The sequence below is a fragment of the Nocardioides ferulae genome (assembly GCF_003660455.1).
Classification (GTDB): domain Bacteria; phylum Actinomycetota; class Actinomycetes; order Propionibacteriales; family Nocardioidaceae; genus Nocardioides; species Nocardioides ferulae.
On sequence record NZ_QZVR01000028.1, the window covers coordinates 17750 to 34551 of the forward strand.

Consider the following 16802-nt stretch of genomic DNA (forward strand, 5'->3'; position numbering starts at 1 on the left):
GGTCAGGCGCTCCAGCCCCACCAGGCGCCGCCGGCGGCCACCACCGCGAACAACGGCACCGGTGAGAGCGCCGCGAGCACCACGAGCCGCTTCGGGTGCGGTGTCCACCATCGGCAGGCCAGCACGAACAGCACGAGCCAGACGGTGACCAGCAGGGCCACCCCCCACCAGGGCGCGACGAGTCCGCTGGCGGCGTACGGGAAGAACATCGCGACCACGCCGATCATGCCGACGAAGGGCCACGGCTCGACCGCACGCGGCCGCCGGCCGGGACGCGTCACGACTCGTCGAGGTCGTCGTTCCAGGCCGGGTCGTTGTCCCAGGCCTCGTTGCGGGCCTCGGCGGTCTCGAGGGCCCGCTCGGCCTCGGCCCGACTGGGGTAGGGCCCGAGCCGGTCGCGCGCCGGGCACATCTCGTCGCCGGTCTCGACGCGGTGGTGCTTCACGCAGAACCAGAACTCCGCCTCAGCCATGGGGGCGAAACTACACGCCGGAACTACACTCGCCGCCGTGACTCCCGTGGCCGCTGCGACCGTTTCTCCTCGTCGGGCCGTCCCGGCCTCCATCGCGCGACCGGAGTACGTCGACCGGGAGGCGCCCGCGCCCTACACCGGGTCGTTCGTGCAGGACGCCGAGACGATCGAGAAGATGCGGGTCGCCGGCCGGCTCGCCGCACAGGCCCGCGAGCTCGTGGGCAGCCACGTCGCGCCGGGCGTCACCACCGACGAGCTGGACCGGATCGGCCACGAGTTCCTCTGCGACCACGGGGCCTACCCCTCGACGCTGGGCTACCGCGGGTTCCCGAAGTCGCTGTGCTCGAGCGTCAACGAGGTGGTCTGCCACGGCATCCCCGACGCCCGGCCGATCGAGGACGGCGACATCGTCAACATCGACGTCACCGCGTTCCTCGACGGCGTGCACGGCGACACGAACGCCACCTTCCTCGCCGGTGACGTCGACGAGGAGTCGCGGCTGCTGGTCGAGCGCACCCGCGAGGCGCTCGAGCGCGGCATCAAGGCGGTGCGACCGGGCCGCCGGATCAACGTGATCGGCCGGGTGATCGAGTCGTATGCCAGGCGGTTCGGCTACGGGGTGGTGCGCGAGTTCACCGGGCACGGCATCGGCACCGCGTTCCACAGCGGGCTGATCGTGCCGCACTACGACGACCCCGAGCACGACGAGCTGATCGAGGTCGGCATGACCTTCACGATCGAGCCGATGATCAACCTCGGCACCCACGAGTGGGAGATGTGGGACGACGGCTGGACCGTCATCACCCGCGACCGGCGCCGCTCGGCGCAGTTCGAGCACACGCTGGTGGTCACGCCGGACGGCGCCGAGGTGCTGACGCTGCCCTGAGGCGCGGCCGGTCTACTGGAGGCCACCCTCGCCCTCGGCCGGCAGTCGAAGCGGGAATGGCGGAAGGCGATCGTCCGGAACCGCGTCTAGCCTCGCCGCATGGCTATCGCACGCTTCCCGAGCCTCGTGCTCGACTGCCCCGACCCCGGCACCATGGCGCGCTTCTACGGCGCGCTGCTCGACTGGGAGCCCAAGGTCGACGACGACTGGGCGGAGGTCCGCGCCGACTACGGCCAGGTGCTCTGCTTCCAGCAGGTCGCCGCCTACACGGCTCCGCAGTGGCCGGGCCAGGAGGTGCCTCAGCAGATGCATCTCGACGTCATGGTCGACGACCTCGACACCGCCGAGGCTGCGGTGCTCGAGCTCGGCGCCACCAAGCACGAGCACCAGCCGGGCGAGACCTTCCGGGTGTTCCTCGACCCCGCCGGTCACCCGTTCTGCCTCTGCGTCTCCTGACCAGCGGGGTCGCTACCCAAGCCCCACGTCGCCCTCGACCGGCAGCCGCGTGCACCTGAGCGCTGCGACCTCGCAGGTCAACAACCCGTCGCTCGCCGTGCTCACGAGCAGCGCCGCGCCGCTGTCGGCGCCGGCCGCCCACCGCACCGGCTCGACCGCACCAGCGCCGAGGTCACCGACCGGCGTGGCCCGCCCGTCCTGCCAGATCGCCAGCCCGCCCTGCGACACGATCGCGATCCGGTCACCATCCGGCGAGAGGTAGCCCATGCCGTCGACGGTGGCGAGCAGGCGCGCCTGGCCCCCGGTGACGTCGTACAGCCGGCTGCGGCCGTCGCGGTCGGGCACCAGCACGCGCCCGCCGGCCAGCTGGGCGGCGACACCGTAGCCGTCGCCGGTGGTCGGGAGGCCGAGCACCTGCTCACCGTCCCGCAACTTGAGGTCGCCGTCCTCGGAGAGCAGGACGCCCTCGGCGCCGACGTCGACCAGGGCCGTGTTCGCGTCGACCGGGAACCGCTGCTCGGTGCCGGGCGTCACGTCGTGGTCGATGTCGCCATCGTTGTCACGGACCACGGCCTGCCCGTCGGCGACCCAGGCGACGTAGCGGCCGTCGTCGGAGCGGACCAGGGAGCCGTCGGCGCCGCCGCTCGGTGGCTCCTCCCTCTGCTGGCCGAACCGGCCGTCGTCGTCGACCCAGTGCTCCACGACGACCATCTCGCCCTCGGCGCCCGTGGCGTAGACGTGCTCCTCGTCCCAGCCGGCGACCGACTCGACCCGGATGGGGAGACGATGGACCGTCCCGCCGGGGTCGAGGGCCGTGAGCCCGTGGTCCAGCACGAACCACTGCGTGGCGGTGAGGGGGTTGGTGTCCGCAGCCTCGCGGCGGTCCGCCGGCAATCGGGCGTCGGCGCCGACCTCCTCTGTCACTTGGGGCACGACGACCGCGGTCACCGCCACCGCCGCTGCCGCCCCGACGGCGAGGGCGACCCGGCCCGCGACCCGTTGCCGCCGTGCTCGACGCACCCGGGCCTGGAAGGCGACCTGGTCGACGGGGCGCACCTCGACGGCATCGTGGACAGCGGTCAGGGCGTCACGGATCTCGGTTCGGGTCATGACTGCTCCTCGGAGACGGCGGCGAGCTGGAGGTCGGGCAGAGCGACGCGGAGCCGCTTGAGCGCGTGATGGGTCTGGCTCTTCACCGAGCCGGTCGAGCAGCCGAGGACCCGGGCGGTGTCCTCGACGCTGAGGTCATCGACGTACCGGAGCACGAGCGTCGCCCGCATCCGCGGCGGCAGCCGACGGACCGCGGCCCACAGGGCGAGCTGGTCGGCGCGGACGTCGAGGCCACCACCGTGCCCGGCGTCGGGCAGCTCGGCCGTGCTGACCTCGCGCCCACGCCTCCGCCACTGCCGTTGCACGGCCCGGGCCATCACCTGCCGGACGTAGGCGTCGGCGGCTCCCTTGTCGCGCAGCGACCCCCAGCGAGCGCAGGTGCTGGCCAGCGCGTCCTGCAGCAGGTCCTCGGCCTGCACGGGATCACCGGCCAGCAGGTACGCGGTGCGAAAGAGCGGGCCGTAGCGGGCGGCCATGAAGTCTTCGAACCGGATCTCGGGCGCACTCATGGTGCCTCGCAGCTGGTCACGGTGGTGATCAAGGTGATGGTCACGATGAACAAGGAGCCGCGAGCGGGCTCGCAGGTTGAGTGGGCCCGCGAAGTGCGTGCTCGCGCGTCAGCGCAGCTCGTCGTACGACGCCTCGCCGATCTCGGCCAGCCGCCGCTCCACCCGCAGCACCGCGACCTCGTGTTCGGGGTCGCCGCTCATGGCGGCGGCCAGGCGCAGGTGCGGGAGGGCGTCGGCGAAGCGGGACTGGCGCTCCAGGCTGCGGCCGAGCGCGTGGCGCGCCCAGTCGTCGTCCGGGTTCTCCTCGACCAGCCCGCGCAGCTCCTCCTCGGCACGCTGCAGCTGGGCGCGCAGCAGGAACGCCCAGGCTCGCAGCGACCGCAGCCCGGTGTTGCCGGGGTCGGCCTCGAGCGCGGGCTCGATCACCTCGAGGGCCTCGCGCGGGGCGCGGCGGGCGAGCAGGTCGTGGGCGACGCGGTACGCCGACTCGTGGCCCTGGCCGGGGAAGACCAGCGGCGGTGCCTGCAGCTCTGCCTGGTCGATCTGATCGGCCTGGTCGTTCTCATCGGTCACGCGTCCAAGTTAGCGACCCGCGCGAGCCCCGTCTTGCCTCGCACCTCATGGCTATCGTCGCCGCATGCTCCCGGGCCACCGCCAACGTCGTCGCCGCCGCCGTGCGGTCGCGGTGCTGGCCGGAGTCCTGCTGGCGGTCGGGGTCGGTTGCTCGGCCGAGCGGCCCGAGGGGTCGCCCGATCCCTCACCGGCACCCTCGCCCACCTCTCCGGCCACCGCTTCCCCGTCCGCCCCGGACGCGACACCGGAGCAACCGCCGCGACCGCTGACCATCGCGGTGGCCGGCGACGTGCACTTCGAGGGGGCGCTGCGCGGGCGTCTGGCCGACCCCACGACGGCCCTGGCCCCGGCGACCCGCGCCCTGGCCGCGGCGGACCTGGCCGTGGTCAACCTCGAGACCTCCCTCGGCAACGGCGGTCGGCCCGAGCCCGGCAAGCGATACCCGTTCCAGGCGCCGGTGAGCGCGCTCGCGGCCCTGCGCGAGGCCGGCGTCGACGTGGCCACGATGGCCAACAACCACGCGCTGGACTTCGGCCGGGAGCCGCTGCCGGGCGTCTTCTCGGCCATCCGCGAGGCCCGGGCCGCCGACCCCCGGCTCAGCGTCGTGGGCCTCGGCCGCAACGTCCGCGAGGCCTTCCGGCCCTCCCGCCACGTCGTGGACGGCACGGTCGTCGCCACCCTGGGGGCCACGCTGGCGGACACCGACCCCACCGCCGACCGGACCGGGCACTGGGCGGCCACGGTCGACTCCCCCGGCACCGCGGACGCGATGGACCCCACCCGGCTGCTGCGCTCGGCCAGGGCCGCCGCCCGGTCGGCCGACGTGGTCCTCGTCTACCTGCACTGGGGAGTCCAGGGCGAGGCCTGCCCGACCGAGGGGCAGCGGACCCTCGCCACCCGGCTGGTGCGGGCCGGCGCCGACATCATCGTCGGGAGCCACGCCCACCGGCTGCAGGGCGACGGCCGGGTCGGGCCGGGCTACGTTGCCTACGGGCTGGGCAACTACGCCTGGTACACCCCCTCCGAGGAGGCCACCGGCGTGCTGACCCTCACCGTGCGACCCGCAGCCGCTCCGGCCGGGCGCGCGCGGGTTGCCGACGCGTCATGGACGCCGGCCCGCATCGGCGCCAGCGGACTGCCCGAGGAGGTCACCGGCCCCGAAGCCCCCGACTTCCAGAGCCGCCTGGCCGGCCTCCGGGCCTGCGCCGGATTCGACCGCGCCGGCCGGTGAGGCCGTGACCGGCTATCCTCAGCATGCGGATGGGCTGGCCGGGCGATCGCGCCGCCGTCTCCTCGGAGCCGGCGTCGAGGAAGGTCCGGGCTCCACAGGGCAAGGTGGTGGGTAACACCCACCCGGGGCAACCCGCGGGAAAGTGCCACAGAGAACAGACCGCCACCGCAGGCTCCGGCCCGCGGCGGTAAGGGTGAAACGGTGGTGCAAGAGACCACCAGCGACCCGGGCGACCGGGCCGGCTCGGCAAACCCCACCTGGAGCAAGGTCAAGAAGTCGAGTGCCTCCGGGCACCCGGCGCGCGCACGTTCGAGGGCGGCCCGCCCGAGTGCGCGGGTAGACCGCTGGAGGCTGTCGGCAACGGCAGCCGTAGATGGATGGTCGCCGCCCGCCCCTCGCGAGGGGGTCGGGTACAGAACCCGGCCTACAGGCCAGCCCGTCCGCACCACCCCATCTGATCTGCATCGGCGCGACCACGACAACTGACATCAGCGCCTCGCACCGACTGGAGGCTGGGTGATATCGTCGGGTAGATATCGGAGGTGATCGCCGTGGAGCAGATCCTGATCCGCAACCTGCCGCCTGGCACCAAGGCCAAGTTGAAGGCTCGCGCTGGCCAGCATCGTCGAAACACCGAGGCTGAAGTGCGAGCCATCCTCATCGAAGCCCTGGAGCGCGAGCCCCTCACCCTGGTCGACCTTCTCAGCACCGACGAGGGCGCAGACATCGACTTCGAGCCCGGCCGCCTCGGCCTCACGGCCCGCCTGCCCAAGCTGTGAGGTACCTGCTCGACACGAATGTGGTCTCGGCCTTGCGGGTGCGCGGACGCAATCCGGCAGTCGAAGCCTGGGCTGCGTCCGTCGCCATCGACGACCAGTTCGTCACCGCGACCACGGTTGCCGAGATCGAACGTGGTGTGGCCGCCTTGGAGCGGTCCGACACCCAACAAGGAGTGGTGCTCCGCCGCTGGTTCACCGATCGAGTGCTGCCCGCCTTCGCTGGTCGCGTCCTGCCGTTCGATCTGGCTGCAGCACGCGTCCTGGCGACCTACCGAGTTCCCGAGCAAGCCCCGCTTGACGATGCCCTCATCGCTGCCGTCGCACAAGCGAACGAGCTCGTGGTCGCGACCCGCAACACCAAGCACTTCGAGCCTCTCGGGGTACAACTCGTCGACCCGTGGGACACCTGAGGTCGGCCCGCGTGGCCAGCCGCCGGCTGTTCGACGGCACCCGAAGCGCTATTTCGGCCGCGGCCGGAACCCCGAGCACATGATGCGCAGGTACGACAGCCGTCCGTCGGCCACCCGGTAGTAGGCCTGCTGCTCCGCCACCTGTGGCCCGGCGTCATTGAGCAGCTGGAACCGGTAGGCGACGCGAGCGACGTCGGCGACGTCCTCCCCGTGCTCGACGCTGGTCACCTCCTCGATCCGGTCGGTGTCCTCGAACCAGTGGTCGAGAAGGACACCGACGACCTGGGCGGGGTCGCTGGCCTCCCACGACCGTCCGGGCGTGAGCCCACGGAAGTCGACGTCGGGGGCGAGCAGGGCTGCGAGCGCAGCCCGGTCGTGTGAGGCGATCGCGTCGACGAACCGCGCAGCGAGGTCCTGGCTCATGCGTGACTCCCGTCGGTAGCGGCTGCACCCAGGATGGACCCCGGCACACCCCGAGCGCATCCTCACGCCAGCGTGAACTCCACCTTCCGCGACTCCACATCGGCCACCGCCAGCCGCACTCGCACGTCGGTGCCCAGCGGCAGCTCCCGCTCGCCCGAGACCCGGGCCTCGATGGCCGGCTCCGAGACGGTCACGGTGCCGCGGCGGGGGTCCTTGTCGTTGACGTCGACGACGACCGCGTCGAAGGTGTCACCGATCCGGTCCCGCAGGACACCCGCCTCGACCAGGTCGACGATCGCGTTCTCGTAGGCGTTGGCGCGCCGGCCCGACTCGGCGAGGGTGGCCGGCAGTCCGGGCAGCGCCGCACGCACCCACTCGGGCACCTCCCCACCGGCACACAGCGCCAGACAGACCTCGGCGGCGTACCGGTCTCCGAGCCGGCGCAGCGGCGCCGTGACGTGGGCGTACTCGGAGGCCAGCGCGGCGTGCTGCGGCTCGGCCGGCATCTCGCCGTCGAACGCGGCGTACCCGCTGCCGCGCAGCAACCGAGTGCTGGCCACCAGCATCGCCGCGTGCTCGGCCCGCGAAGGGTCCAGCGAGCGGATGAAGTCGGGATAGAGCAGCTCGGCCGGCCAGTCCAGGCCGAGGGCGCGAGCCGTGCGGTGCAGTCGCTGGACGTCGCGCGGGTCGGGGGTGGGCAGCGTGCGCAGCAGCCCGACGCGGGCGTAGACCATCAGCGAGGCCGCCGCGAACCCGGTGAGCAGCGACATCTGCGCGTTCCACTCCTCCACCGGCAGCAGCTCGCGGAAGCGCAGCCGCCAGCGGTCGCCCGAGGCCTCGATCTCCTGCTCGGGCAGCGGCAGCGACACCCCGCCGCGCTCGGCCTCCCGTGCCAGCCGCAGCCGGCCGAGCTCGGCGAGCAGCATCAGCGACTCCTCCGCATGGCCGCCGTCGATGGCGCGCTGCGCGGCCTCGTAGTCGAGCTGGGCCCGCGAACGCACCATGGCCCGCTCCACGCGGACGTCGGTGCGGCTGCCGTCGGCGTCGGTCTCGATGGTCCACAGCACCGCCGGCCGGTCCACGCCCGGCAGCAGCGAGGCGGCGTCCTCGGAGATCGGCTTCGGGTGCAGCGGCACCTTCGAGTCGGCCCCGTAGAGCGTCTCCCCGCGCCGGTTCGCCTCCAGGTCGACCGGGTCGCCGGCGGTGAGGAACGCGGCGACGTCGGCGATCGCGTAGTGCAGCACGTAGCCGCTGCCCCGCCGCTCCAGGTGCAGCGCCTGGTCGAGGTCGCGAGCACCGGGCGGGTCGATGGTCACGAACGGCAGCTCGGTGCGGTCCAGCGTCGGGACGCGCGGTGCCGCTGCCGCCGCTGCGGCCGCCGCCTCGACGTCGGGTGGGAAGTCGGGGGTCACCCCCAGTTCGCTGCGGATCCGGGTGACACCCTCGCGCAGGGCGTGGGCGGCGACGCCGTCGTCGACGCTGCGGAGACGGACCACACGACTGCTCGGCATGACCCGACCCTAACGAGGCGGGGTCAAGGCGAACGTGCACGAGGTGCTCCCTAGGCTTGACCCTCGTGCTGATCCTGCTGCCGCCCAGCGAGGGGAAGGCCGAGCCCCGCCGCGGCGCGCCCCTCGATCTCGCCGGCCTGAGCTTCCCCACCCTGACCGAGGCCCGTGAGGCGCTCCTCGACGAGTTGACCGCGCTGTGCCGCGACGACGCCGAGAAGGCCGCGGAGGTCCTCGACCTGGGCCGCACCCAGCTCGACCTGGTCGCCCGCAACGCCGACCTGCGCACCGCCCCCACCGCACGCGCGGACCGCGTCTACACCGGTGTGCTGTACGACGCCCTCGACGTCGCCACCCTCTCGCCCGCGGCCAAGCGCCGGGCCGGCTCCCGGGTCGCCGTGGCCAGCGCCCTGTTCGGCCTGGTCCGGCCCGCCGACCGGATCCCCGCCTACCGCCTCTCCGGCGGCACGGCGCTGCCCGCCGGCGGCCCGGTGGCCGGCGTGTGGCGCGAACACCTCGGACCGGCGGTCACCGACGCGCTCGGCGGCGGGCTGCTGGTCGACCTGCGCTCCACGGCGTACGCCGCGTTCTGGCGGCCGCCGGCCGAGCTCGCACCGCGGGTGGCGACGGTCCGGGTGCTGCACTGGCACGACGGCAGGCGCAAGGTGGTCAGCCACTTCAACAAGGCCACGAAGGGCCGCATCGTGCGGGCCCTGCTCGAGGACGGCCGGGCCCCGCGCACTCCGGCAGCCCTCGCCGACGCCCTGCGCGACCTGGGCTGGCTGGTCGAGGTCGGCACCGCCACCCCGAAGGGCACCCAGCTCGACGTGGTGGTCACCGCCCTCTGACCGGGCTCAGGACGGTCTCCGTGCTGTTGGGCTTGATCATCGCGCAGCGCAGGGAGCCGTCCACGCCGGGCAGCCCGGCCTCGTCCGCGATCGTCCGGGCCAGCTCCGACCCGATCTCCTCGTCGGCGAGCTCGCGGTAGCCGAGCCGGCGGTAGTAGGGCCCGTTCCACGGGATGTCCCGGAAGGTCGTGAGCGTCGTGGCTGGGCGGCCTGCGGCGCGACCCCAGGCCTCCACGAGCTCGATCAGGGCCTGCCCGATGCGTCGACCGGCGAACTCGGTGGCCACCGACACCTGGGCCACGTGCGCGTTCTGGTCGATCACCTCGGCGATGACGTAGCCCGCGACCTGCGCGCCGACCTGCGCCACCCACACCCGCTCGCCGTGGATCGCCTCGAGCAGCTCGCGGCGGTCCGGCACGTCGCCGGCCATCTCCGACATGCCGACGCTGTGGAACAGCCGCCCGGCCTCGACCTCCACCTCGACGAGGCGTTCCAGGTCCTCCTCGGTGGCCGGGCGAAGAGCGGGGACGTTCACGACGGACAGACTCCCACGGCCCGTCGGTCCGGCTACCAGGTGTCGACCGACCGCCCGCTCCCCCGCAACCGCCCCTCTCGCTCCGCCGCGGCCAGCACCCGGGCCACGACGGAGCGGGTCTCGGCCGGGTCGATGACGTCGTCGATCTCGAAGTAGCGGGCCACGTTGAGCGCGGACGACTGCGCCTGGGCGAAGGCCGTGAGCTCGCGCACCTGTCGCTCCCGCTCCTCGTCGTCCTCGATCGCCTCGAGCTCGGCCCGCATCGAGAGACGCACCGCGCCCTCGAGCCCCATCGCACCGAGGTGGGCGCCCGGCCAGGCCAGCGTCATCAGCGGCTCGTGGGTACTGCCGCCGAGCATCGCCTGGGCGCCGAGCCCGTAGCCGCGGCGGAGCACCACCCCCACCAGCGGCACCGTCAGCTGCGCGCCGGCGACGAGCAGCCGCGCGGTGTGGCGCACCATGCCGGTGCGCTCGGCGTCCGGCCCCACCATCATGCCGGGGGTGTCGACCAGCGACACCACCGGGAAGCCGTGGGCGTCGCACAGCTGCAGGAAGCGCGCCGCCTTGTCGCCGGCACCGGCGGTGATCGCACCGGCCATGTGCCGGGTGTCGTTCGCGATCACCCCGACCGTGCGCCCCTCCAGACGGCCCAGCGCGGTGACCAGCTCGGGCGCGAACTCCGGGCGCAGCACGGTCACGGAGTCCTCGTCGCAGAGCGTCTCCACCACCGGCACCGGGTCGTACGCCGTGCGCTCGCCCTCGGGGACCGCCTCCCGCAGCGGCGCCTGGTCGGGGACGGCCCAGTCGTCGACCGGACCGAGGAAGTAGCCCAGCAGACGACGCGCGGCCGGCACGCAGTCCTCGTCCTCCACGGCGAGGTCCACGACGCCGTTGGCGGTCATCACCCCCAACGGACCGACGTCGGGCGCGGCGACGTCGCCCAACCCGCCGCCGGCGATCATCGCCGGCCCGCCCATGCCGAGCGAGGCGCGCTCGGTGGCCACCACCAGGTCCGCGCAGCCCGCGATCACCGCGTTGCCGGCGAAGCAGTAGCCGTCGACGACCGCGATCCGCGGCACCCGCCCCGCGAGCCGGGCCCAGGCCGCGAACGTGGTGACGTCGAGCGCGGAGACCAGCGGGATGTCGGTGTCACCGGGCCGGCCACCGCCACCGGCGGCGAAGAACACCGTGGGCAGCGCCAGCCGCTCCACGACGTCGAGCAGCCGATCGGTCTTGCGGTGCCCGCGCATGCCCTGGGTGCCGGCCATCACCAGATAGTCGTAGGACAGCACCGCGCAGGCCCGGCCCCCGATCGTGGCCAGGCCGCCCACGATGCCGTCGGCGACGGTCCGGTCGAGCAGGTCGTCGGTGTCGCGCCGGTCCTCCTGGGCGGCGGTCACGAACCTGCCGTACTCCACGAAGCTGCCGGGGTCCACGAGCGCGGCGAGGTTCTCCCGGGCGGTGCGACCGCCCTTCGCGTGCAGCCGGGCCACCGCCTCGGGGCGGGCGGCGTCCTCGGTCAGCGCCCGGCGTGCGAGCACCTCCAGCAACTCGGGGCGGATCGACATGGCCCGGAGTGTAGGGCTGCTACCAGCCGGCGCCGGCGAACGCATCGCGCCCCGGCGGCAGCGCGTTGAACATCCGCATCGACGCGCGCGGCGCCGCCCCCTCCTGGTCGGGCGGGTAGAACGACAGCACGGTCACCGACGCGGGGGTCAGCTCCATGCGGAACACCGCGTCGAGCGGCGCGTCGACGGCGTGGGCGACCAGCGTCTTGATCGGGGTGACGTGGCTGACCACGACCACGGTCTCGCCGGCGTGGCGGTCCAGCACCCGCTCGAGCCCGGCGAGCACCCGCCGCTCGACCTGGCGGAACGACTCACCGCCGCCGCCGGGGGCGGCGTCGAGCGAGCCCAGCCAGGCGTCGAGCTCGTCGTGGTGGCGGTCGGCGACCTCGGAGAAGGTCAGGCCGTCCCAGTGACCGAACTCCATCTCGGCGAAGCCGGGCTCCTCGGTGAGCGGGACATCGAGGACGTCGGCGACGATCTCGGCCGACTCGCGGGTGCGCCGCACCGGCGAGGCCACCACCGCCGCGACGCGGCCGGCGATGGGAGCCAGCCAGTCGGCGGTGGTGCGCACCTGGGCCCGGCCGTCCTCGGACAGCGGAGGGTTGTCGCCACCCAGGCCGCTGGAGAAGCGCTTGGCGGCGGTGTGGGCAGTGACACCGTGGCGCACCAGGACCAGCGTGGTGGGCGCACCGGTGCCCGCCGACCATCCGCGGGACTGGCTCTGGATCGACGCCGGCTCCTCGCCCTGGGCGGCCGCCTCGGGGCTCTCGATCTCCTCGATCAGGGAGTCCTCGTCGACCACGGCGCGCACGGTGACCCCGTCGCGCTTGCCGTCGAGAGCCTCGTTGGCCAGCCGGTCGGCGTACTTGTTCCGCTCGCGCGGCACCCAGGTGTACGTCGTGCCGAACGGCGCCAGCCGGTTCGCCTCGGTCGCCAGCGGGCGCATGTCGGGGTGCTTGATCTTCCAGCGGCCCGACATCTGCTCCACGACGAGCTTGGAGTCCATCCGGACCTCGATGTCGGCCTCGGGCGCGAACCGCTCGGCCAGCCTGAGCCCGGCGATCAGACCGGAGTACTCGGCGACGTTGTTGGTCGCCCGCCCGATCGTGGTGCCCTCCTCGGCGATCACCTCACCGGTGTCGGCATCGCGCAGCAGGGCGCCGTACGCCGCGGGGCCGGGGTTGCCGCGCGAGCCGCCGTCGGCCTCGATCACGACCGAGCGGTACCGGCGCGCTTCGCTCACAGCATCGATCCGTTCACTCGCAGCTCGGCCGCACCCTCACGACCCGCGGCCGACTCACGGCCGCAGCGGCCTCGCGCTTCGCTCACAGGCCGGACTCGGGGGTGCGCACCAGGATCCGCGAGCACTCCTCGCACCGGATCACGTCGTCGGCGGGCGCGGACCGGATGCGGCTGATCTCGGCGGCGTCCAGACCCAGACGGCAGCCGCCACACTCGCGGGCCCGCAGCTCGGCGGCGCCGATGCCGCCCTTGCTCGCCCGCAGCTTGTCGTAGAGCGCGAGCAGGTCGGTGGGCAGCCCCTCGACCGACGGGCCGCGCTGGGCCTCGACGTCGAGCAGGCGGGCGTCGATGTCGGCGGTCTTCTCGTCGCGTGCGGCGGCGAGCTCGGCGAGCGCGGTGTCGGCCTCGGCCAGCTGCCGCTCCAGGTCGTCGAGGTCGCGCTGGGCGTCCTCGAGGCGGGCCATGACCTCGAGCTCGTCGTCCTCGAGCGAGCCGATCCGGCGCTCGAGTGAGACCAGCTCGTGCTGCATCCGTTCGAGGTCCTTGGGGTTGGTGATCAGTCCCTGGTCCATCCGCTGCTGGTCGCGGGTGCGCCGGGCCTTCACCTGCTCGACGTCGGCGTCGACCTTGGCCTGCTCGGCGCTGAGGTCGCCGACAACGATGCGGGCGTCACGGGCCCGGTCGTCGAGCGCACGCCGCTCCTGCTCGCGCTTGGCGATCTCGGCCAGCTCGGGAAGGTGCGTGCGCTGGTGGCGCAGCTGGTCTGCCTTGGCGTCCAGCTCCTGCAGGTCGAGCAGCTTGAGCTGGGCGGTCGGGTCGGCTTTCAGGGCGTTCTCCTCTGGGATGGTGCCGGACGGTGCGGAGGCCCGGGCCGGTTCAGGCCCGGAAGGTCCACGGGTCGGTGCACCGGGTGCTGACGCGGGTCTCCACCGTATCGCCCACCGCGCCGGCCAGTCGTGCCCGGACCAGTGGCAGCCAGGTCCACTCGGCGGCCCAGTGCGCGACGTCGACCAGCGCGGGGCCGTCCTTCTCGAGGAACTCGCCCGCCGGGTGGTGGCGCAGGTCACTGGTGACGTAGACGTCGGCGTCGGTGCGCAGCACGTCGTCGAGCAGGAAGTCGCCGGATCCGCCGCACAGCGCGACCCGGCGTACGGTCCGGTCGGGGTCGCCGGCGACGCGCACCCCGTGGGCGGTCGCGGGCAGTGCCTCGGCGACCCGGGCGGCGAAGGCCTGCAGGGTCTGCTCCTCGACCGTGCCGATCCGGCCGGCGCCGGTGGCCGGCGGAGCGGCGGGGGCGAGCTCGACGACGTCGTAGGCGGGCTCCTCGTAGGGGTGCACGCCCAGCATGGCCTCGACCACGGCGGCGCGCCGCTGCCGGGACAGCACGACCTCGACACGCACCTCGTCGACGACCTCGAGCTCGCCCACCGCGCCGATCGCCGGGTTGGCTCCCTCGAGGGGCCGGAAGCGCCCCTCCCCGGCGGCGCTGAACGAGGCCGCCGCATAGTCGCCGAGCCGGCCGGCGCCCGCGTCCGCGAGCGCGGCCCGCACCCGGTCGGCGTCGGCGGCGGGCACGAAGACGGTGAGCTTGTCGAGCTGGTCGAACGCGTGTGGCGCCAGCGGCGCGACGTCGGTCAGGCCCAGGGCCCGGGCCATCGCGTCGGAGACCCCCTCGACCGCGTGGTCGGCGTTGGTGTGCGCGGTGAGCAGCGCGCAGCCGGCGGCGACGAGCGTGGCGAGGGTGCGCCCCTTGGGGGTGGTCGCGGGGAACCCGTGCACGGGCTTGAGGAACAGCGGGTGGTGGACCACGAGCAGGTCGGCGCCCCACTCGGCGGCCTCCCGGGCGACCTCGATCGTCGGGTCGACCGCGAACATCACCCTGCGCACCGGTGCCTGCGGGTCGCCGCAGACCAGCCCGGGCGCGTCCCAGGCGTCCGCGGTGCGGGGTGGGTACCACGCGTCGAGCAGGCCGACGATCTCCTTCAAGGTGGGCATGACCACAGGCTAGGACCCCCTGCAGGTGTGGAGGACGGCCACGTGCCGAGTGCGTCCGGTCGTAGGCTGCCCTCCATGTCCGTCGTGAAGATCAACGCCATCACTGTCCCGGCCGATGCCCACGAGGAGCTCGAGCGGCGCTTCGCACACCGGGCCCACACGATCGACGCCTCGCCCGGCTTCCTGGGCTTCCAGCTGCTGCGGCCCACCCAGGGGGAGGAGCGCTACTTCGTGGTCACCCAGTGGGCCGACGAGGAGTCCTTCCTCGCCTGGCGCGACGGCGACGCCCGGGCCGCCCACGCCGGCGAGCGGGCCAAGCCGGTGGCGACCGGGGCCGACCTGCTCGAGTTCGAGGTGGTCCTCGACGTCAAGCCCGGCCAGGAGTAGCCGGACTAGCCGGGGTCAGCCGGCCGTCGACCATCTCGCAGACCCGGTCGCAGTGGTGCAGCACGTCGTGGTCGTGGGTGACCATGACGGTCGCCACCTTGTGCTCGTGGGTCTCGCGGACCAGCAGCGCGACCACCTCCTGGCTGCGCTGCCGGTCCAGGGCCGCGGTCGGCTCGTCGACCAGCAGCAGCCGGGGATGGGTCGCCAGCGCCCGGGCGATCCCGATCCGCTGACGCTCCCCGCCGGAGAGCTGGTGGGGCCGCCGGTCGGCCTTGTGGTCCATGCCGACCTCGGCCAGCAGCGCGTGCGGGTCGCGTTCGGGGCGCTCGCTCGCCGAGGACGACCTGCGCGCGAAGCGGGTCGGCAGCCGCAGCTGGTCCGCGGCGGTGAGCGCCGGCAGCAGGTTGCCGGACTGGAACACGAAGCCGATCAGCTCGCGCCGCAGGCGGGCGCGCGTGCGCCGGTTCGCCTCGACCAGGTCGTGGCCGCCGACGCGGACCGTGCCCGAGGTGGGCACGGTGAGGCCGCCGGCGACGGCGAGCAGGCTGGACTTGCCCGAGCCGGAGGGGCCCACCACGGCGACGAGCTCGCCGGGCTCCACGCGCAGCGAGACGTCGTCGAGCGCCCGGACGGTGTCGTCGCCGTCGCCGAGCTGGAGGGTCACGCCCTCCAGCAGCAGGCCGGCCTCACCGGTCGTGGTCTCGGGGGCGGAGCTGCTCATCGGTGGCCTCCCAGCGCGGTCAGCGGGTCGATGCGGGCGACACGGAGGGCGGCGACGGCGGAGCCGGCCAGGCCGAGCACCACCAGGAGCACCGCGGCGAGCGTGATCGCTCCGGTGTCGAGTGCGAACGGCATCGGAGTCGACCCGATCAGCGCCCCCGCTCCGACGCCGATGCCGACCCCCACGCCGGTGGCGAGAACCAGCAGCACCAGCGACTGGGCGAGGCTGTCGCGCAGCAGGTAGCCGGTGGGTGCCCCCATCGCCCGCAGCACGGCCAGCTCGTGGCTGCGCTGGATCGTCCAGACGGTGAAGAAGGCACCGACGACCAGGGCCCCGATCGCGTAGAGGAAGACCTGGATCAGCAGCAGGGTCGAGGTCTCGGCGGTGTAGCCCGGCGAGGCACCGAACGACTCCTCGAGCGCGAGCGACTCGGTGCCGGCGGCGCGGTCCGCGGCCGCCAGGTCGGCGGAGTCCGCGGCCCGGACCGCGACGGCGGTCACCTCCCGGTAGGTGCGCTCGGGCAGGTCGCCGGCCGCGACGTCGTCAGGCGAGGCACCGACCTTCACCTCCTGCCAGGTGCGCAGCGGCACGTAGGCGACGTCGACGTGGCCGAAGGTGTGCTGCCCCTCGAGCACGCCGACCACGGTCAGCTCGGTGCCGACCTGGGCCAGGGTCAGGGTGTCGCCGATCTCGATGCCCTCGTCGGTGGCGGTCTCGCTGACGACCACGCCGGTCGGCGCGTCGCCGAGCGGCTCGCCCTCGGTCGGCTCGGGCGCCATGAACGAGTCGCTCTCCACACCGAAGAGCGCCAGGTCGATGTCGACGCCGGCGTCGCTGCGGGCGTTGACCAGCAGGTTGCCGTACGGCGCGGCGTCCCGGACGCCGTCGACCTCGCGCCAGGCCTCGACCGCGTCGACGTCGACGACGCTGCGGGAGAAGGCCGCGTCGTGCGCGACTCCGTCGGCGAAGGCGAACGAGGTCGCCGGCACCTTCTTCAGTCCGGAGACGCCGTCGTTCACCAGGCCCACCGAGAGCCCGGACAACAGCACCATCAAGATCGCGATCAGCGCGACGACCGCACCCATGAGGGCGAAGCGGGCGCGCGCGAAGCTGAGCTCACGCAAGGCCAGGAACACGCCCCACACTCTT

At 73.6% G+C, this 16802-nt stretch carries 21 protein-coding genes and 1 other RNA gene; 8 read left to right on the forward strand and 14 right to left on the reverse strand.

What is annotated here, in order from left to right:
• Positions 1-2: 2 nt before the first annotated feature.
• Both D6B71_RS20225 and D6B71_RS20230 read right to left on the reverse strand, forming a co-directional pair.
• The gene (locus tag D6B71_RS20225; protein WP_121258491.1) at positions 3-281 is read right to left on the reverse strand and encodes a hypothetical protein; all 279 of its coding nucleotides are present in this window, start codon (positions 279-281) and stop codon (positions 3-5) included.
• Positions 278-472 (reverse strand): hypothetical protein, encoded by a 195-nt coding sequence (locus tag D6B71_RS20230; RefSeq protein WP_121258493.1) that lies wholly within the window; start codon positions 470-472, stop codon positions 278-280. The genes D6B71_RS20225 and D6B71_RS20230 overlap by 4 nt, the downstream gene beginning before the upstream one ends.
• A gap of 37 nt (positions 473-509) precedes the next feature.
• Here D6B71_RS20230 and map point away from each other — a divergent pair, with 37 nt between their 5' ends.
• Together map and D6B71_RS20240 are read left to right on the forward strand one after the other, a co-directional pair.
• Positions 510-1358 carry a type I methionyl aminopeptidase gene (gene map, locus D6B71_RS20235; RefSeq protein ID WP_240641599.1) on the forward strand — a complete coding sequence of 283 codons (849 nt, stop codon included), beginning with the start codon at positions 510-512 and terminating at the stop codon, positions 1356-1358.
• A 99-nt stretch (positions 1359-1457) separates the two neighbouring features.
• A complete protein-coding gene (locus tag D6B71_RS20240; RefSeq protein WP_121258497.1) occupies positions 1458-1814 on the forward strand; it encodes a VOC family protein in 357 nt (118 codons plus the stop codon).
• Positions 1815-1826: 12 nt separating this feature from the next.
• On the opposite strand, the gene D6B71_RS20245 is transcribed toward D6B71_RS20240, so the two are convergent.
• The 3 genes from D6B71_RS20245 to D6B71_RS20255 all read right to left on the reverse strand — a co-directional run bounded on the left by D6B71_RS20245 (position 1827) and on the right by D6B71_RS20255 (position 4006).
• Positions 1827-2924, reverse strand: coding sequence for a TolB-like translocation protein (locus D6B71_RS20245; protein ID WP_121258499.1), 1098 nt, complete (start codon positions 2922-2924; stop codon positions 1827-1829).
• Complete coding sequence (locus tag D6B71_RS20250) at positions 2921-3433, reverse strand: SigE family RNA polymerase sigma factor (RefSeq protein WP_121258501.1); 513 nt, start codon at positions 3431-3433, stop codon at positions 2921-2923. The genes D6B71_RS20245 and D6B71_RS20250 overlap by 4 nt, the downstream gene beginning before the upstream one ends.
• Positions 3434-3541: 108 nt before the next feature.
• Positions 3542-4006 (reverse strand): tetratricopeptide repeat protein, encoded by a 465-nt coding sequence (locus tag D6B71_RS20255; protein WP_206051875.1) that lies wholly within the window; start codon positions 4004-4006, stop codon positions 3542-3544.
• Positions 4007-4070: 64 nt separating this feature from the next.
• Here D6B71_RS20255 and D6B71_RS20260 point away from each other — a divergent pair, with 64 nt between their 5' ends.
• The 4 genes from D6B71_RS20260 to D6B71_RS20275 all read left to right on the forward strand — a co-directional run bounded on the left by D6B71_RS20260 (position 4071) and on the right by D6B71_RS20275 (position 6426).
• The gene (locus D6B71_RS20260) at positions 4071-5237 is read left to right on the forward strand and encodes a CapA family protein (protein ID WP_121258503.1); all 1167 of its coding nucleotides are present in this window, start codon (positions 4071-4073) and stop codon (positions 5235-5237) included.
• Between the two features lie 30 nt (positions 5238-5267).
• An RNA gene (gene rnpB / locus D6B71_RS20265) (RNase P RNA component class A) lies at positions 5268-5680 on the forward strand.
• Positions 5681-5788: 108 nt separating this feature from the next.
• Entirely contained in the window at positions 5789-6016 is a 228-nt protein-coding gene (locus D6B71_RS20270) for a FitA-like ribbon-helix-helix domain-containing protein (RefSeq protein ID WP_121258575.1), read from the forward strand.
• Positions 6013-6426, forward strand: coding sequence for a type II toxin-antitoxin system VapC family toxin (locus D6B71_RS20275; protein WP_121258505.1), 414 nt, complete (start codon positions 6013-6015; stop codon positions 6424-6426). Before D6B71_RS20270 ends, D6B71_RS20275 begins: the two co-directional genes overlap by 4 nt.
• Positions 6427-6474: 48 nt before the next feature.
• Here D6B71_RS20275 and D6B71_RS20280 read toward each other — a convergent pair whose 3' ends face one another.
• Positions 6475-6849, reverse strand: a complete 375-nt coding sequence (locus tag D6B71_RS20280; protein WP_164519757.1) for a nuclear transport factor 2 family protein — start codon at positions 6847-6849, stop codon at positions 6475-6477.
• A gap of 62 nt (positions 6850-6911) precedes the next feature.
• Positions 6912-8360, reverse strand: a complete 1449-nt coding sequence (locus tag D6B71_RS20285) for an RNB domain-containing ribonuclease (RefSeq protein WP_121258508.1) — start codon at positions 8358-8360, stop codon at positions 6912-6914.
• Positions 8361-8425: 65 nt separating this feature from the next.
• Here D6B71_RS20285 and yaaA point away from each other — a divergent pair, with 65 nt between their 5' ends.
• Complete coding sequence (yaaA, locus tag D6B71_RS20290) at positions 8426-9205, forward strand: peroxide stress protein YaaA (RefSeq protein WP_121258577.1); 780 nt, start codon at positions 8426-8428, stop codon at positions 9203-9205.
• On the opposite strand, the gene D6B71_RS20295 is transcribed toward yaaA, so the two are convergent.
• The 5 genes from D6B71_RS20295 to D6B71_RS20315 form a co-directional block, all read right to left on the reverse strand.
• Positions 9192-9740: a GNAT family N-acetyltransferase gene (locus D6B71_RS20295; RefSeq protein WP_206051876.1), complete on the reverse strand. Its 549-nt coding sequence runs from the start codon at positions 9738-9740 to the stop codon at positions 9192-9194. The two genes, yaaA and D6B71_RS20295, sit on opposite strands and share 14 nt — an antisense overlap.
• Before the next feature lie 32 nt (positions 9741-9772).
• Entirely contained in the window at positions 9773-11308 is a 1536-nt protein-coding gene (locus D6B71_RS20300) for an acyl-CoA carboxylase subunit beta (RefSeq protein ID WP_206051877.1), read from the reverse strand.
• A 19-nt stretch (positions 11309-11327) separates the two neighbouring features.
• Positions 11328-12551, reverse strand: coding sequence for a bifunctional RNase H/acid phosphatase (locus D6B71_RS20305; RefSeq protein WP_121258510.1), 1224 nt, complete (start codon positions 12549-12551; stop codon positions 11328-11330).
• Between the two features lie 82 nt (positions 12552-12633).
• The gene (locus D6B71_RS23960; protein WP_420846339.1) at positions 12634-13485 is read right to left on the reverse strand and encodes a zinc ribbon domain-containing protein; all 852 of its coding nucleotides are present in this window, start codon (positions 13483-13485) and stop codon (positions 12634-12636) included.
• Positions 13427-14545: a Nif3-like dinuclear metal center hexameric protein gene (locus tag D6B71_RS20315; RefSeq protein ID WP_206051878.1), complete on the reverse strand. Its 1119-nt coding sequence runs from the start codon at positions 14543-14545 to the stop codon at positions 13427-13429. Before D6B71_RS20315 ends, D6B71_RS23960 begins: the two co-directional genes overlap by 59 nt.
• A gap of 75 nt (positions 14546-14620) precedes the next feature.
• On the opposite strand from D6B71_RS20315, the gene D6B71_RS20320 reads away from it, so the two are divergent.
• On the forward strand, positions 14621-14932 hold the full coding sequence (locus D6B71_RS20320; protein WP_121258514.1) for an antibiotic biosynthesis monooxygenase family protein: 312 nt from the start codon (positions 14621-14623) through the stop codon (positions 14930-14932).
• On the opposite strand, the gene D6B71_RS20325 is transcribed toward D6B71_RS20320, so the two are convergent.
• On the reverse strand, positions 14913-15653 hold the full coding sequence (locus tag D6B71_RS20325) for an ABC transporter ATP-binding protein (protein WP_121258516.1): 741 nt from the start codon (positions 15651-15653) through the stop codon (positions 14913-14915). The two genes, D6B71_RS20320 and D6B71_RS20325, sit on opposite strands and share 20 nt — an antisense overlap.
• The gene (locus tag D6B71_RS20330; protein WP_121258518.1) at positions 15650-16789 is read right to left on the reverse strand and encodes an ABC transporter permease; all 1140 of its coding nucleotides are present in this window, start codon (positions 16787-16789) and stop codon (positions 15650-15652) included. Before D6B71_RS20330 ends, D6B71_RS20325 begins: the two co-directional genes overlap by 4 nt.
• Positions 16790-16802 lie beyond the last annotated feature (13 nt).